Source organism: Bacillus sp. N5-665 (genome assembly GCF_022637375.2).
In the GTDB taxonomy this organism is placed as follows: Bacteria; Bacillota; Bacilli; order Bacillales; family Bacillaceae_G; genus Bacillus_A; species Bacillus_A wiedmannii.
In genome coordinates this window covers 1,725,807-1,742,361 of the sequence record NZ_CP093325.1, presented here as the reverse complement: position 1 = coordinate 1,742,361, position 16,555 = coordinate 1,725,807, and the positions used below count along the sequence as shown (strand labels likewise).

Genomic DNA, 16,555 nt, shown 5'->3' with positions numbered 1-16,555 from the left:
TGCTTTATTATATCTTTTTTCTTTCTATATAAACAAAAAACAATACTTATTTCAAAGTATTGTTTTTTTGTTTAAAAGCATATGCAATTCTCTATAGATTTTTATTTTTTAATTTCACTCTTTGCAGTCGTAATGCATTTAATACAACGGATACAGAACTAAATGCCATCGCGGCTCCAGCAACCCAAGGTGCTAAGAAACCGAACGCCGCAATCGGGATTCCTAAGCCGTTATAAGCTAGTGCCCAGAATAAATTTTGCTTAATATTTCTTATCGTCATCTTACTCATAAAGATTGCATCAGCAATACTATTTAAATCACCACGGATTAACGTAATATCTGCCGCTTCCATCGCTACATCCGTTCCTGTTCCAATTGCCATACCGATATCCGCCGTAGCCAGTGCAGGAGCATCATTTATTCCATCTCCAACCATTGCTACCTTCTTACCTTGCGCTTGCAGTTTTTTCACTTCTTCTGCTTTTCCTTCTGGTAATACTTCTGCAATTACGTGATCAATACCAACTTGCTTAGCGATTGCCTGAGCAGTTTGTGTATTATCTCCTGTAATCATAACAACGTCTAGACCCATTTTCTTAAGTCTTGCGATAGCTGCTTTTGAAGTATCTTTTACAGTATCTGCAACAGCCACTATACCAGCATATTCTTTATTGATCGCAATAAGCATTGCTGTTTTTCCTTCTCGTTCTAGCTCTTCCATCGATTTAGAAACTTCTTCAATATCAATATCGAATTTCTTCATTAATCGACGTGTACCAATTAATAATTGTTTTCCTTCTACGACTGATTCGATACCGAATCCTGGAATCGCTTCAAACGTTTCTGAACTTGGGATATCAATTTTCTTTTCTTTAATTCCTTCTACAATCGCTTCTGCAAGTGGATGTTCAGAATTTTTTTCTGCCGCACCTACTAAACGTAGTATTTCTTCTTTATGAAATCCATCTGCTACAATTACATCTGTTAAAACAGGCTTCCCGTTTGTCACAGTACCTGTTTTATCTAGAATAACTGTATCTAATCGGTGCGTTGCTTCTAAATGCTCTCCACCTTTAAATAAAATACCATACTCAGCTGATCTTCCTGATCCCGCCATAATAGATGTAGGTGTCGCAAGACCTAATGCACATGGACAAGCGATAACAAGTACGGCTATCATTTTCTCAAGTGCTCCGCCAAAATCACCAGGTGTAACAAATAGCATCCACACTGCAAATGTGATAATAGCAATCACAACTACAACGGGTACGAAAATACCTGAAATTTGATCAGCTACCCTTTGAATAGGAGCTTTTGAACCTTGCGCCTCTTCTACTACTTTAATAATTTGAGCTAATGCAGTATCTCTTCCTACCTTAGTTGCTTTCACTTTTAAAAATCCGTTTTTATTTATTGTAGAACCGATTACTACATCCCCAATTGTTTTATCAACTGGAATACTCTCACCTGTTAACATCGATTCATCTATTGCTGACTTTCCTTCTACAATTTCCCCATCTACCGGGATTTTTTCACCAGGTTTTACATAAATGATATCACCAGCTACCACTTCTTCGATTAAAATTTTTATTTCTGTTCCATCTCGTACAACAGTAGCGGTTTTCGCCTGTAATCCCATTAATTTTTTAATTGCTTCTGACGAGCGTCCCTTTGCTTTCGCCTCAAATAATTTACCTAAAATAATTAATGTAATAAGTACTGCACTCGTTTCAAAATACAAGTCTGTCATATGTTCCGAAGAACCAATCGACCTAATACTTAAATACACACTGTAAAAATACGCTGCAGACGTTCCAAGTGCAACGAGAACATCCATATTGGCACTTTTATTTCGTAACGCTTTATAAGCTCCAACATAAAACTGCCCACCAATGATAAACTGAACCGGAGTTGCAAGAGCTAGCTGCACCCAAGGGTTCATAAGCATATCAGGTAAATAAATAAACGATGTAAATGAGAAATGACTTACCATTGCCCACAGTAACGGGAATGATAAAATAAACGAAATAATAAATTTCTTCTTTTGTCGCTCAATTTCTTGTAAGCGATGATCAATTGATCCATTTTGCTCATCTGATTTCACTTCCAATTTATAGCCTAATTTCGTAATTGCACTCTTCATTTCATTTACATGAATTTCATCAGGATTAAAATATACTGTAGCCGATTCCAAAGCGAAATTTACTGTCGCTCCGTTCACACCTTCTAATTTATTTAAGCGCTTTTCTACTCTATTCGCACATGCCGCGCATGTCATCCCTGAAACAGTAAACTCAGCTTTATCACTTACAATTCCATACCCTAGCGATTCAACTTTTTGCTTAAATTGTTGCGGATTTGTTTTTTGGGGATCATACATTATTTTTGTTTTTTCAAGTGCAAAATTTACATTTGCATCATGAACACCTTCTACTTTTTTCAAGCCTTTTTCAATTCTATTTGCACATGCCGCACATGTCATTCCTGATATTTGAAGATTGGCCTCTTTCTGTTCATTCATGTCTCTCACCTCTATATACCCTCATAAGGTATAATTATTAACAAAATAAATCGTACTTCCTATAAAGTACGATTTATTTCCATATCTAAAAATAATTATTGAACATCGTACCCTTGATCTTCAATTACAGCAACGATTTCTTTTAACGTTACAACTGATGAGTCGATCGTAACTTCAACAGTACCTTCTGCTAATTGAACTTTCACTTGCTCAACACCGTTTAGTTCTTTCACACTACTTTCAATAGAATTTACACAATGTCCACAAGACATACCTTCAACTTGTAATGTTAACTGTTCCATTTAAAATCCTCCTCTTGTTTCTTCATTGTTTGTTAACCACAATTACATTTTACCATACCCCCCTAAGGTAATCAATGGTTTTATATCATGATTTTTCAATTATTTTCTAAAAGTTTATTTTACACACACTTTTTCACACCAATACCTCGAAATCCTATATAAAAATAAACAAAAAAACAAGCCAGTGACATACTAGCTTGTTTTTACGCTTTTGAAAAACGTTCAAATACTGTCATTAATTCTTCAATTGCTTCGTCACCATTGCCATCTTTAATAGCACCTGAAACACAATGACTTGTATGGTTTTTTAATACACCCATTCCTACTTTTTTCATCGCTGCATTAATCGCTGAAATTTGCACTAAAATATCCACGCAATAACGATCATTTTCAATCATATTTTGAATACCGCGGACCTGTCCTTCAATTCTCTTTAATCTATTTATAATTTGTTCTTTTTCTTTTTCTGATCTATGTGTTACCGCTTCATGATCTTTATGATCCATATTATCACCTTCTTAAAGTTTCTCTTCATCCAATAAAACAATTGCTTTTACGAGTATACCAATTATAGCATTAAATATCTACGTATGATACCCCATATGAGTATATTTCTGCTCTATGCTTATTCTTAACAACTTATTAGCTTCTCAGACTCAATTATTATGATACCCTTGCCTTTTTTTCAAAAAACAATAATAAGCAGGGATTATCCATCCCCGCTTATTATTCATCCAAAAATATAAAAGTCTCAATTTTCACACGTGTAAGTTGAGACTTTTTTCTTCCTATATATAATTATTGCTGATCACATACTTTTGTTTCATTCACTACTGAAGTTCCTTCAACGGTTACCGTATGAAAACAGTCATTTACACGAACTGTCACGACATTATCTTGCCGATCAATGATATGATATTCATTAAAATTTTTATTCAGAGCACTGCGAATTTGTTCTCCTTCATAAATTGGAATGCCATGTGATAAAACCCAAATAAGCCCAGCGATAGCAAGAATAGTTTTCATACAATCTACCTCCTTGAGAATATAGTGAACTTTTAATCCATGCTTTTTCAGCTCTACTAATCATGAATGGAATGAATCAAGCCTTTTTGGAAATAAGTTCATTTCGTCTATTTTATGTTTATGCTAATTGTGACCGAATTGTGACAACTTTTTGTCTCTTTAGACGAAAAGTTGAAACAAAACGTTCAAAAAGGACAATTCTACTTGCACAAACAAAAGGCTATGGAGAATTTCCCATAGCCTTTTGTTTGTATTTTATTAGATATTCATTTCAATTTATACGTGACTAATAAATCTTAATCCTTTACTTAAAGAAGTCGGCACGACAGATGCATGATTCTCCCCTTCAGCTTCATAAAACGTAAATCGTAACTGATCGTGTTTTACTAGGTGAAGGCGCTCTGATAATTCATTTGCACCTATAACCATATGCTCTCGTTCTAGTGATCCGACTGTAAGGAACACTCCTGTTTCAAACTTAGCATTGTTTAATTCACTTATAAGGTTCTCTTCTTTTTCAAGTACGGATTGGTTATTCCACCAAATAGATGGGCTACTTATAAAATAATTTTGAAAGGTATTTAAGTTGGTAAATAGTATATGTAAAGCAAATAAGCCACCTAACGAATGCCCAAATAACGTTTGCTTTCCTTTATCAATCTCATAATTATTTTCAATTTGAGGTTTCAGTTCTTCTTCGATAAAAGTAAAGAAGTTATGCGCTCCTCCTGTTTTAGGCCACGGTTTACCGTCTGGTTTTAAAGGTGCATCTTTTGAAATTACACTAGGCGTAAAATCATAGCATCTTTCCTCACCTGAAAATGCCCCTTCAATTGGATAACCAATACCTACTATAATGGCTGGTGAAACACCTGTTTTTTCCGCTCTAACTGATTGTATTTTAACCGCTTCGTGGAATGTTTGAAAAAAGGCATTGCCATCTAATACGTATATAACAGGATATCCTGACTCTGGTGCTGGCTGCCTCGGCTTTGAAATATGAATTTGATATTCTTTACCGTCTAATTTTGAATACAGTTTCCACTGTTCTGTATTAGATGTAATAATCTGCTGTTTTTCAATAGTAGTATTCATCTTACATCCCCCCTTCTTAACTCGTTACATATATTTCTACTTTCTCTTCTTGAGATACAACGCTATCGTAACCGAAACAAACCGGAGACCCATTATACGGATCAATCATGACACGCGCATCAATATGAAATACTTCTTTTAACACTTCATTTGTAATGATTTCTTCTGGGCTACCAGTTGTAACGATTTCCCCTTCCTTCATCGCAATAATTTCATCTGAAAACCTTGCTGCATGGTTAATATCATGTAATACCATAACGACCGTACAATTATGTTCTTTATTTAACTTCTCCACAATTTGTAATACATCTAATTGATGAGACATATCGAGATATGTAGTTGGTTCATCTAGTAGTAACACTTCTGTCTCTTGTGCTAAAGCCATCGCTAGCCATACCTTTTGTCTTTGACCGCCTGATAAATTTGCAATTTGTCTCGTTCGAAATTCAGAAGTTTTCGTTATATCTAATGCCCAATCAATCATCTCTTTATCTTTTGAAGTTAACTTATTTACATTATTTCGATGTGGATAGCGTCCATAGGAAATTAATTCTTCCACTTTAAGTTCTCCTGGTGCAATTGGAGTTTGCGGGAGTAAAGCTAACTGCTTCGCAATTTCTTTCGTTGGAATCGTATTTAAATCCTGTCCTTGCAAATATACTTTACCGCTCTTTTGCTTTAAAATTCTTCCCATTGTTTTTAACAGTGTTGATTTACCGCACCCGTTTGGCCCTATAATTGTCGTTACTTTTCCTTCTTGTATTTCCACATTTAAATCGCGAAACACTGTAAGCTTTTCATAACTCGTTTCTAAATTTTTTGCACTTAAAATACTCACTTTTATTCCTCCTCTTACGCTTTCGCCTTATAAAGTAAATATAAGAAATACGGTACACCGACAATAGAAATAACGATCCCAACAGGTAACTCTACAGGGGTGAAAACTGTTTTTGCAATAAAGTCTGAAGCTATTACAAGGAACATTCCGATTACTCCACACGTAGGAATGATATGCTTATGTTGAATACCGACAAGTCTTTTTGCTATATGAGGTGCCATTAAACCAATGAAACCAATACTTCCTGAAACTGCAACACATGCACTGACAAGTCCGATACTACTTAGTAGTAAAATAGATTTCTCTCTTTCTACCGAAACACCTAAACTTGTAATACTCGTTTCTTCCAATTGAAATAAATCTAATAAATAAGCTTTCTTTTGTATAAGCGGAATTAATATGATAAGCCACGGCAACATAGCAATAATATACTTCCAGTTTGCATTATATATACTTCCTGACACCCAAACTGCAGCCATCTCGAAATCAGTTGACTTCATTTTGAGTGATAAATACATAGAAAATGCTCCAAATCCTGATCCAATTGCAATCCCTGTTAATAAAAGACGCTGCGAATCTAACTTACCGTTTTTCCAAGAAAACAGATAAATGATGATAGCTGCACCTAATCCGCCGACTAAACCAAACATTGGCATCATCATAATAGAAACCCAGTCTGTGCTCTTTAATTGTCCTTGAAAGAAAAACATAAAGATGACGATTGCTGTTCCTGCTCCGGCATTTACTCCTAAAATACCTGGGTCTGCCAATCCATTTCTCGTAATCCCTTGAATAACTGCACCTGCAACGCCTAGGCCTAATCCCACTAATCCAGCAATTACAATGCGCGGAAGACGAAACTCAAAAATAACTAAATCATGATCTGGTACTGGATCTATTCTAAAGAGTGTTTTAAATACATCTGTAATCGTAATATCAAACGTACCATTCGTTAAACTAATATAAATTGCACATAGTATTAAAAATATAATAATCCCCATTGTCATTCCAAAGCGCTGACTCGAACTTTTAAGCATGTCTCTCTCCTCCTCTTGTACGGATTAAATAAAGGAAGAAAGGAATTCCAATTAAGGAGGTAACGACTCCAATTGGTGTTTCAAATGGATAGTTTACAAATCTACTTAAAACATCACATAACGCTAAGAAAACTCCACCAATAACGCCTGCACATGGCAAAATCCACTTATAATCTACCCCAATTATAAAGCGAGTAATGTGCGGAATAATTAAACCTACAAAACCAACTTTCCCCACTAAAGCAACTGCCGTTCCTGTTAAGAAAATAACCGATAAAATAGCCATCGCTTTAACTAGTTTTGTACGCTGTCCTAGATTAATAGAAACTTCTTCTCCTAAAGAAAGAATAGTAATAGATTTTGATATTAACAGCGCTAAAACTATTCCAATTATCCCAAACGGTATCGTGATTTTAATGATATTAGGGTCCACTTGGTCTAACTTTGCATTAAACCAAAAACTAACATTTTGAGAAATTTGGAAATATGAAGCCATTGCAGCAGATACACTACTTAAAAATGTTCCAATAACTGTTCCGATAATTGCTAACCTAACTGGTGATAAGCCATTTTGAAGGAGCGAACCAAAACCAAAAACGATACCGGCTCCTAGTGCAGAACCAATCATTGAACATAAAACCATACCAATTGATGACATTCCTGGAAGAAAAATCATGCAAAGTGTAATAACAAAGGCTGCCCCATCCGTCACACCCATAATAGAAGGGGATGCAAGATAGTTTCTTGTCATCCCCTGCATAAGTGCTCCTGATATGGCTAGAAATGCTCCGACTAAAAGAGCTGCAACTACCCTTGGTAAACGTGAAGTAATAATAATATTATGATTTACATCGCTTGAATCAAAATGAAATAATGCGTTCCACACTGTTTCAGCATCAATACTTTTCGCCCCATACAAAATAGAAAGTATAACTGTAAATAAGATCAGTATGGGTGCTATACATAATATGGTTACTGGTACTGCATTTGTTTTCTGCATATCATTCAACGCACCTTACTTATTGTATTATTTAGATAAATTTTTTACTGCTTCTTTTAAGAATACTGTTTTACTCCAAGCTGTACCACCTTGTGCCATTGGGTCTACAACGTTTACAAATACTTTCTTTTCCTTCGCAGCATTCATACTTTGCCAAATTGGATTGCTTTCAATTTCTTCTAGCACTTTCGGATTTTTATTTTCACTTGCCTCATATTGTAAGAAAATATAATCTGGGTTAAGTTCAGCAAGTTTTTCAAATGAAATTTTCTCTTGTGCTTTTACAGCTTTAAGTTGTTCTGGAGCAGTTAGCCCAAGATCTTTATAAATGACAGGGTTGAAGTATACTCCTTCTGGATATAGGAATAATTCGTTTGCTCTTAGTCTAATGACAAGTACTTTTTTGTCTTTTAACTTATCTCCTAGTTTTGCTTTTGCTTTTTCAGCATCTGCATTGTAATCTTTAATAATTTTTTCTGCTTTATCTTTTTTACCAGTTAATTCTCCCATTAACTTTAAGTTATCTTCCCAATCTGTTGAAACATGTGATACCGGGAATGTCGGAGCTACTTTCGTAAACTTTTCAGCTGTTTCTGCTGGGAATTTCGTACTTGATGTAATAACGTCTGGCTTTAATTGTAGTAATGTTTCAAAATTTGGTTGCATTTTCTCACCAACAGATTTCGCACCCTCTAAATCTTTCTCAAGATACTTCGGTAATTTACCACCAACAGTAATGGCACCTACCGGCTTAATACCAAGTACCGCTGCATCTTCCATTGACTCTAAACTAGCTGTCGCAATTTTATCTACTTTTGCTGGTACTGTATATTCTTTACCTAAATATGTAATTTTTCTTTTTTCGTCTTTTTTCGTTTCCGTAGCTTTTGTCTGTTGCTTTTGTTCTCCTGAAGTTTTATCCGTACTATTGCATGCTGCTAGTCCTACACTTAAAACTGTAACCATCCCTAAAGTAAATAACTTCTTGTTCATCTTTATATAACTCCTCTCGAATTTTCAATAAAATTTAACTATATGAAACTTGTCTTACATATATATTTCATTAGATTAATAATTTTATCCAGAACTCATTCTCGTTCACTTCCCCTAAACTATGATTCTTTTACACCTCATCCATTGATAACCCTTTTCACTGATAATGATTATCGTTACTAAGTATATATTTAATATGAAATAATTTCAAGAATGATTTGAAAAATTTTAACAAACTGAATCAAAAAAGAAGTACCTCCTATTATCAGGGAGATACTTCTTTTTTTAGAAATTTATATGTAATTCAACTGGGCAATGGTCTGATCCCATTACTTCACTATTAATTTCCGCCTCTGTTATTTGGTTTTTCATTCTTTCGGAAACAACAAAATAATCTAAACGCCATCCAATATTTTTGGCTCTCGCCCCCATACGATACGACCACCACGAATATGCACCTTCCTGATCAGGATACAGATAACGATACGTATCAATAAATCCTTCTTCTAAGATACGTGTGAATTTCTCTCGTTCCTCATCAGAGAATCCAGGATTTTTGCGGTTACTTTTTGGATTTTTTAAATCGATTTCTTTATGAGCAACGTTTAAGTCCCCGCAAAAAACAACGGGTTTTTTTTCATCTAATCGTTTGATATACGCCCTGAAATCATCTTCCCATTTCATTCTGTAATCTAAACGCTCTAATCCTCGTTTTGAATTTGGTGTATATAACGTAATTATGTAAAAATCTTCGAACTCTAAAGTAATAACTCGTCCTTCTTGATCATGCTCTTCAATGCCTAAACCATATGTAACAGAAAGCGGTTCTTTTTTCGAAAAAATAGCCGTACCTGAATAACCTTTTTTCACAGCATAATTCCAGTATGTATAATATCCCTCTGGATTTAAATCAATTTGTCCATCTTGTAATTTAATCTCTTGTAGACAAAATATATCTGCATTGGATTCTTCGAGATATTCTAAAAATCCACCTTTTGCGATAACAGCTCGCAAGCCATTTACATTCCATGAAATTAACTTCACTTATAGCCCTCCTCTTGATGTTTATTTCCAAATTTCATGCTATCACAAAATAGAAAAACAATCATATTTTCACCTTTGTAATCTTGCTCTTACATTTGTGAGTACATACATACGCACTTTATTCAGGTTATACTAATTTCAGAGGTGATGTTCTTTGCACAATGAAGGGGTTACGTTAACAAATGAGCATTGGCGAGCAATTATTCATAATGATTCTTCCTATGATAGCAAATTCTTTTATGCTGTGAAATCAACCGGAATCTTTTGCAGGCCGTCATGCAAATCAAGAATACCGAATAGAAACAATGTACGAATTTTTCATCACGCAGAGCAAGCATTAAGTGAAAACTTTCGCCCATGCAAACGTTGTAAACCAAATGGGATAACTTTACCTAATGAAGAGTGGATCGAACAAATTAAAGATTATATCGAAAAACACTTTGACGAATTATTAACTCTCGACATACTTGCGGAAATGTGCCATGGTAGCCCATTTCATTTACAACGCACTTTCAAAAACATGACAGGAATAAGTCCAATAGAATATATACAGCAGTTCAGGATTGTTAAAGCGGCAGAACACCTATTACAAACAAATCAATCCATTAAAGAAATTAGTACTGCTGTCGGGATAGAAAATCCAGAGTATTTCGCAACTTTATTTAAAAAGAAAACCGGATTTACTCCTACTGAATATCGAAAAAAGAACGAAACGAAAGAGGGATACAATAATGAATTCCTATAAAAATAATTTTATATATTGGACGCTACTTACACATGAAAATTGGCAGTTTCATATTGGTGCAACTGAAAATGGATTATGTTTCATTGGATCCCAAGACGAAAACTTTGAAGAACTAAATATATGGGCTAGAAAAAAATTGCCACAACATATATTGACCTGTAATCCAGATTATCTGCAAACATATGCCAAAGAAATTATCGAGTATTTAGAAAATAAGCGAGGAACTTTTACATTCCCTATCGATGCTTACGGAACTGAATTTCAATTATCTGTTTGGAATACGGTACGTGAAATTCCTTACGGGAAGACATATTCCTATTCAGAAATTGCCGGCAGAATACAAAAACCTACAGCTGTGCGTGCTGTTGCTTCTGCCATTGCTGCCAACCCTCTTCTTATTACAATTCCTTGCCATCGTGTTATTGGAAAGAATGGTAAACTAACCGGTTTTAGGGGTGGATTAGAAATGAAGAAAGTGTTGCTTACATTAGAAAAGTCTCAGGTAGAATGCATATGACAGCAAAATATACTAGCGCATTAACTTTAGCAGTTCCAACAGAATTTAGTTTCCAAGAAAATTTACGCTATCTATCACGTTCTAACAATGAATGTATGTTCCGCATTGAAGATAACAAAATTTATAAAGTTATCCCTGTTCAAGATGTACATCCTTTAGTTGAAATTAGTATGAACTCGGATGATAATATTCAAATACGTTTTTTAGAAGAATCATATACATCTGAAGAATCGATATGCGAAGCTGTAGCTCACTATGTAAAAGAGTGGTTTGATTTAACTACTGATTTAGCTCCCTTTTATACATTAGCTAAACATGATGTACTCCTTCAAGGACCGATTGAACAATACTATGGGCTTCGTACTTTAGGTATTCCAGACTTATTTGAAGCACTTTCCTGGGGAATTATCGGTCAGCAAATTAATCTCACATATGCTTATACACTAAAAAGAAGATTAGTCGAACACTTTGGAAATTATGTAGAATGGAACGATAGAAAACATTGGATATTCCCTTCTCCTGAAACGATTGCCAATTTACATGTAGAGGATCTCAAAAACTTAAAAATGACGACTAGAAAATGCGAATATTTAATCGGTATCGCAAAGCTTATTACAGAAGGAAAATTATCAAAAAAATCTTTATTGCAAATACAAGATGTGCAACAAGCTGAAAAACAATTAACTGCTATACACGGTATAGGACCGTGGACTGCCAACTATGTTTTAATGCGTTGTTTACGATTTCCTTCCGCTTTTCCAATTGACGATGTTGGCTTGCACAATGCAATTAAATATATAACGGGTTCTGAAAGTAAACCGACTAAACAGGAAATAAAAGATTTTGCGGCAAATTGGACCAACTGGGAGTCTTACGCAACTTTTTATTTGTGGCGAGTATTATACTAAAAAAACAAGTAGCGCATCCGCACTACTTGGTTCTTTTTTAAGCTTGTTCCTCGAATCGTCTTGCGATTTCCACAATAACTTGAACAGCTTTTTCCATCGTATCCACCGAAACATATTCAAATTTACCGTGATAGTTTTCACCACCTGTGAAAATATTCGGCGTTGGTAATCCCATATACGATAATTGTGATCCATCTGTTCCACCACGAATCGGATGAATGTTTGGTTCGATATTTAAACTTTTCATCGCTTCATATGCAATATCAACAATTTCTCTTACTGGTTCGATTTTTTCAAGCATGTTATAGTATTGATCATTCATTTCTAAAACGACTGCATTTTGTCCATACTTCTCTTGCATTTGCTTCACAATATTTTCAACGTTATGTTTACGCGCCTCAAAATTTTCACGATCAAAATCTCGAATAATATAATACGCTTTACTTTGCTCAACATCACCATTTAATGAAAGTAAATGATAGAATCCTTCATAGCCTTCTGTATATTCTGGTGCCTCTTCTACTGGTAAGTGCCCATTAAACTCCATAGCAAGTTTAGTTGCGTTACACATTTTATTTTTCGCTGTTCCAGGATGTGTATTCGTTCCGTTAAACGTTAACTTAGCACCTGCAGCATTAAAGCTTTCATACTCTAAACCACCTAATGGACCTCCATCCATCGTATAAGCACATGATGCACCAAACGCTTCTACATCAAAATGCGCTGGCCCACGACCAATTTCTTCATCCGGCGTAAATGCTACTCTTATTTTCCCATGTTTAATTTGCGGATTATGTATTAAATAGTTCATTGCAACCATAATTTCAGTCAGACCAGCTTTATCATCTGCTCCTAGAAGTGTCGTACCATCCGTTGTAATAATCGTATGTCCTTTATATGATGGTAATTCTGGAAACTGTTCTGGCGTTAACACAACATTTAGCTCTTCATTTAACGTAATCGCATTGCCATCAAAATTTTCATGAATTTGTGGTTTTACGTTTTTACCTGTAAAGTCTGTTGCCGTATCTAAATGTGCTAAAAAGCCGATTACCGGCACGTCCTTATCCGTATTAGCAGGAAGTGTTGCCATTACATACCCATTATCATCCATTGTTACTTCTGTTAAGCCAATCTCTTTTAACTCTTCCACTAATAACTTACCAAACTCAATTTGTCCAGGTGTTGTTGGTACTGTATGACTTTCTTCATTTGATTGTGTATCAATCTTTACATATCTCGTAAATCTTTCAATAAGTTCTTGTTTCAAACCCATTCACTCCCTTTTATGTTTCTCGTTCTATTATAATCCTTAAAACGAAATATTTTAACTTTTTTGACCGCGAATATATATTTCATTTGTATTTTAGCAATTTTAAATAGCAGCTAAAAAGTCGTAATATTTGTACATCAAAACTCTTACATGTAATATACATAATTATACAATATAGGAGGTTTTAAAGATGAGGCTAACTCTCTTTCGCTATTTTCTTTTTTTCTTGGGATTAATTTTTTTCGGCCTTGGAAACGCCCTTGCAGTCAAAGTTAAATTTCTCGGTTTACACCCTTGGGAAGTTTTAAATATGGCTCTCTACCAAAGATTTGGATGGACCATTGGTACGTGGAGTGTCATATGTGGATTATGTCTCGTTCTCATTTCTTTATTAATAGATCGAAAATATATAAATGTGGGCACATTTTTAAATGCACTACTTATCGGTCCCGTTATGGACTTTTTCTTACAATCAAACATTCTTCCAAACGCTAGTGATTATTTATGGATAAACTTACTCATTTTATTTGCTGGTATTGCAATTACAGGTATTGGGGGAGGGATGTATGTTGCGGCTGGGATTGGTGCTGGCCCTCGAGATGGATTCATGCTTACTATTTCCGACAAAACAGGGCTATCTATTAGCCGTGCTAGAATCATAGTAGAATGTGTTGTACTAGTTATTGGATTTATGCTAGGAGGTCCTGTTTTCATCGTAACTTTTCTTTACACCTTTATTCAAAGTCCAATCTTTCAGCAATCATTTAAGATGTTTCAAACCCTCTTACATACTTTACATAACAAAGAGAAAGTTAGTGAACATATTTAAAATACAACTTAATACAAAGTATTCACCCTATTTACGATTCTCACCGCAAATAGGGTGTTTCTTTTTTTATCTCACAATTTAAGAATACATACTATTTATTTACAATAAATGTATATATATCATCATAAATACAACCATTTACTCTAATAACATACTTCCCTGGTTTACTAAAACTAATTGTGTATTTATTTAACTGGATTGCTTCTTTATCTCCAGAAAGAATATCAATACTTCTACCACTCAATACATAAAATTCACTTTGATTCATCGTTACATCAATTGCATTGAAATTTCCTTCTTTCACCTGCTGGGTTTCCGCAGCGCTTACACTTGGTTCTAAAAACAGTAGTCCACTTAATCCAATCGTACCTGCTAAAGCTACTCCCGCAAACTTTTTAATCTTTTTCATTACAATGTCCTCCTTATAAATTTTGTGTAAAGGTGATTTCCCCCCCCTTACACCACAAAGCCTATATGTAATGAAATGAAAAGTAAACGGGGACCGTAAGACAAAATTCTACATCTTCTTCTCCAATTGAATATAAATCCAACGTTTGGAGTTTTGTCACATTTAAAATTGTTTCCTTAAACCAACTTCCAATTATATTATTCAGAAATTGAATAATTACTTATTGATTTAAGATTCTAAAAATAGTTGATAAAAATGCTTTCTATAAAAAAAGTATATTTTATAATTACGAATTAAAACACACTCCATATATTCAGTTTCATTCTCCTATCCATAATTTTTCTACATTCAATAATTGTTCATCATTAAATTCCAGCTTATATATGTCAGGCTTTGATGTATGTATTAGAAATTCAAACCCGTATTGCTTATCAAAATAATTCATCATGAGTGTCATTACAAGCCCATGTGTGCCAATTACAATTTTTTGTCCTTGAAAATCCATTAATATTTCCTTTAACACTTTCACTACCCGTCTCTGACAATCCTTATATGACTCTCCTTCCATGAGTGCAAAGTCAGGATTAGAGAACATCTTCTTTACAAGCGGATACACCTCTTTATCTGATATAACTTGATCCCCACTGGAAAATATACACTCTTTAAGGTTTTCATATATTAATATTTCTTTTTCATAGAAATTGGCTGTTTTTTCTATCGTTAACACAGCCCTCGTATATGGACTTGAAATGAAAGTATCGATTCCCTCTGTTTTTAATATGTCTGTTACTCTATGAGCGTCTAAACTTCCCTTTTCAGTTAAACCACGTGTTCTTTCACTCCCTTCTAATTTTGATGATTCACCGTGCCTAACCATATAAATATATGTATTCATACTTCCTCCTTGAAAATATTCATTCGTTTTTTATAAATTTTGTTGTTTTGTTCGTGTAATCCATTCTCCTACTAAACTCTCGAATAGTTCAGGCTGTTCAATTTGCAAATTATGTCCCGCCATATCAAGCACCGCTAATGTTGCTCTTGGATAATCTTCAATAATTTCTATAATATCTCGATAACCTACCGATATATCTTGTCTTCCTGCTAATAAAAGAACGGGTTTCTCATATTTTTTTCGGTGAAACTCCATAGTAAGAGAATAATTTTTTTGCAACCTTTTAATAAATTCATAATTAGCAACATCTAACCCGGGCTTAATTTCTTCTTTAAATCGCTTATATGTATATTCATTTGCTACCACTGCTAACTCGCTAAATTCTTTTCTTTCGGTAGAAGTTAACGTATTTAAAAACTCCTTATCTTGTACAATTATCTGTTTATCCGGTAAACGTCTTTCTTTTTGCAGCGCAACAACCACAGGACATATTAATAATAATCCATTGACTCTCTCAAACATTTTTGAAAGTATCCCTCTAGCTAAATATCCGCCGAAAGACTCTCCTACTAGTAAAAAATCTTTCTTTGGAATGATTTCTTCAATAAATATAGTTAACACTTCTAATATATGATCTGAACTATTTATCCAATCTGGAGCGTTCGACTTTCCCATTCCAGGTAAATCAATATATATTCGTTGATAACCTTCATATTTTTGAAATACTGATTCCATACATTTCATCATTAACCTATGATCCGGCGCACAGCCATGTATGATAAGGACAGGTTTCCCCTCTCCAACAATTTCATAGTATACTTCTGCACCTTTCATTCGAAATAACATAAAAAGTCCTCCCTATTTAGTGAAAATACTATCCACTCTGTAAGAATACATGTTCTTATTTTATATCCTTTTGTAACATTTTTACAAATATTAATTTTCAGATTAAAAATAAAAACCTTACTTAAAATAGCCTATAACAATCAAAAGATCAGCTCAAAAGAGGATTCTCATCATTTTATATGCAATTGTGCATCTCCACTTACAAATTACTAAAAAACCTTTACAATTCAAAGGATGACTAAATATACAATTTCCATTTAAAATCTTGATGAAGTAC

General features: G+C 34.3%; 18 protein-coding genes. 4 read left to right on the top strand and 14 right to left on the bottom strand.

Annotation, left to right across the window (positions count from 1 at the left end; all coding sequences use genetic code 11):
• Window positions 1-91: 91 nt before the first annotated feature.
• The 10 genes from MNO09_RS11505 to MNO09_RS11460 all read right to left on the bottom strand — a co-directional run bounded on the left by MNO09_RS11505 (window position 92) and on the right by MNO09_RS11460 (window position 9,856).
• On the bottom strand, window positions 92-2,521 hold the full coding sequence (locus MNO09_RS11505) for a heavy metal translocating P-type ATPase (RefSeq protein ID WP_070169039.1): 2,430 nt from the start codon (window positions 2,519-2,521) through the stop codon (window positions 92-94).
• Window positions 2,522-2,616: 95 nt separating this feature from the next.
• Window positions 2,617-2,823, bottom strand: coding sequence for a copper chaperone CopZ (gene copZ / locus MNO09_RS11500; protein ID WP_070169040.1), 207 nt, complete (start codon window positions 2,821-2,823; stop codon window positions 2,617-2,619).
• A 203-nt stretch (window positions 2,824-3,026) separates the two neighbouring features.
• On the bottom strand, window positions 3,027-3,329 hold the full coding sequence (locus MNO09_RS11495) for a metal-sensing transcriptional repressor (RefSeq protein WP_000349635.1): 303 nt from the start codon (window positions 3,327-3,329) through the stop codon (window positions 3,027-3,029).
• Between the two features lie 292 nt (window positions 3,330-3,621).
• Window positions 3,622-3,849, bottom strand: coding sequence for a hypothetical protein (locus MNO09_RS11490; protein WP_070169041.1), 228 nt, complete (start codon window positions 3,847-3,849; stop codon window positions 3,622-3,624).
• Between the two features lie 276 nt (window positions 3,850-4,125).
• Complete coding sequence (locus tag MNO09_RS11485; protein ID WP_070169042.1) at window positions 4,126-4,944, bottom strand: alpha/beta hydrolase; 819 nt, start codon at window positions 4,942-4,944, stop codon at window positions 4,126-4,128.
• Between the two features lie 16 nt (window positions 4,945-4,960).
• Window positions 4,961-5,782: an ABC transporter ATP-binding protein gene (locus tag MNO09_RS11480; protein ID WP_000025778.1), complete on the bottom strand. Its 822-nt coding sequence runs from the start codon at window positions 5,780-5,782 to the stop codon at window positions 4,961-4,963.
• 14 nt (window positions 5,783-5,796) lie between these two features.
• On the bottom strand, window positions 5,797-6,819 hold the full coding sequence (locus MNO09_RS11475) for a FecCD family ABC transporter permease (protein ID WP_016135196.1): 1,023 nt from the start codon (window positions 6,817-6,819) through the stop codon (window positions 5,797-5,799).
• Window positions 6,812-7,819 carry a FecCD family ABC transporter permease gene (locus tag MNO09_RS11470; RefSeq protein WP_001173055.1) on the bottom strand — a complete coding sequence of 336 codons (1,008 nt, stop codon included), beginning with the start codon at window positions 7,817-7,819 and terminating at the stop codon, window positions 6,812-6,814. The genes MNO09_RS11475 and MNO09_RS11470 overlap by 8 nt, the downstream gene beginning before the upstream one ends.
• A gap of 27 nt (window positions 7,820-7,846) precedes the next feature.
• On the bottom strand, window positions 7,847-8,812 hold the full coding sequence (locus MNO09_RS11465; RefSeq protein WP_048545878.1) for an iron-hydroxamate ABC transporter substrate-binding protein: 966 nt from the start codon (window positions 8,810-8,812) through the stop codon (window positions 7,847-7,849).
• 285 nt (window positions 8,813-9,097) lie between these two features.
• The gene (locus tag MNO09_RS11460; RefSeq protein ID WP_070169043.1) at window positions 9,098-9,856 is read right to left on the bottom strand and encodes an exodeoxyribonuclease III; all 759 of its coding nucleotides are present in this window, start codon (window positions 9,854-9,856) and stop codon (window positions 9,098-9,100) included.
• A gap of 154 nt (window positions 9,857-10,010) precedes the next feature.
• Here MNO09_RS11460 and MNO09_RS11455 point away from each other — a divergent pair, with 154 nt between their 5' ends.
• The 3 genes from MNO09_RS11455 to MNO09_RS11445 are packed head-to-tail and all read left to right on the top strand — an operon-like array spanning window position 10,011 to window position 12,026.
• Window positions 10,011-10,601, top strand: a complete 591-nt coding sequence (locus MNO09_RS11455; RefSeq protein ID WP_070169044.1) for a bifunctional transcriptional activator/DNA repair enzyme AdaA — start codon at window positions 10,011-10,013, stop codon at window positions 10,599-10,601.
• Window positions 10,588-11,118 carry a methylated-DNA--[protein]-cysteine S-methyltransferase gene (locus tag MNO09_RS11450; protein WP_070169045.1) on the top strand — a complete coding sequence of 177 codons (531 nt, stop codon included), beginning with the start codon at window positions 10,588-10,590 and terminating at the stop codon, window positions 11,116-11,118. Before MNO09_RS11455 ends, MNO09_RS11450 begins: the two co-directional genes overlap by 14 nt.
• A complete protein-coding gene (locus MNO09_RS11445; protein WP_070169046.1) occupies window positions 11,115-12,026 on the top strand; it encodes a DNA-3-methyladenine glycosylase family protein in 912 nt (303 codons plus the stop codon). The genes MNO09_RS11450 and MNO09_RS11445 overlap by 4 nt, the downstream gene beginning before the upstream one ends.
• 37 nt (window positions 12,027-12,063) lie before the next feature.
• Here the strand turns inward: MNO09_RS11445 and pepT are convergent, their stop codons facing one another.
• Window positions 12,064-13,296, bottom strand: coding sequence for a peptidase T (gene pepT, locus MNO09_RS11440; protein WP_000807017.1), 1,233 nt, complete (start codon window positions 13,294-13,296; stop codon window positions 12,064-12,066).
• Window positions 13,297-13,489: 193 nt separating this feature from the next.
• Between pepT and MNO09_RS11435 the strand changes: the two genes are divergently transcribed.
• Window positions 13,490-14,128 carry a YczE/YyaS/YitT family protein gene (locus tag MNO09_RS11435; RefSeq protein ID WP_070169047.1) on the top strand — a complete coding sequence of 213 codons (639 nt, stop codon included), beginning with the start codon at window positions 13,490-13,492 and terminating at the stop codon, window positions 14,126-14,128.
• Between the two features lie 91 nt (window positions 14,129-14,219).
• Here MNO09_RS11435 and MNO09_RS11430 read toward each other — a convergent pair whose 3' ends face one another.
• The 3 genes from MNO09_RS11430 to MNO09_RS11420 all read right to left on the bottom strand — a co-directional run bounded on the left by MNO09_RS11430 (window position 14,220) and on the right by MNO09_RS11420 (window position 16,278).
• A complete protein-coding gene (locus tag MNO09_RS11430) occupies window positions 14,220-14,537 on the bottom strand; it encodes a hypothetical protein (RefSeq protein ID WP_000721342.1) in 318 nt (105 codons plus the stop codon).
• Window positions 14,538-14,856: 319 nt separating this feature from the next.
• A complete protein-coding gene (locus MNO09_RS11425; RefSeq protein ID WP_001099573.1) occupies window positions 14,857-15,432 on the bottom strand; it encodes a histidine phosphatase family protein in 576 nt (191 codons plus the stop codon).
• Between the two features lie 30 nt (window positions 15,433-15,462).
• Window positions 15,463-16,278, bottom strand: a complete 816-nt coding sequence (locus tag MNO09_RS11420; protein ID WP_070169048.1) for an alpha/beta fold hydrolase — start codon at window positions 16,276-16,278, stop codon at window positions 15,463-15,465.
• Window positions 16,279-16,555 lie beyond the last annotated feature (277 nt).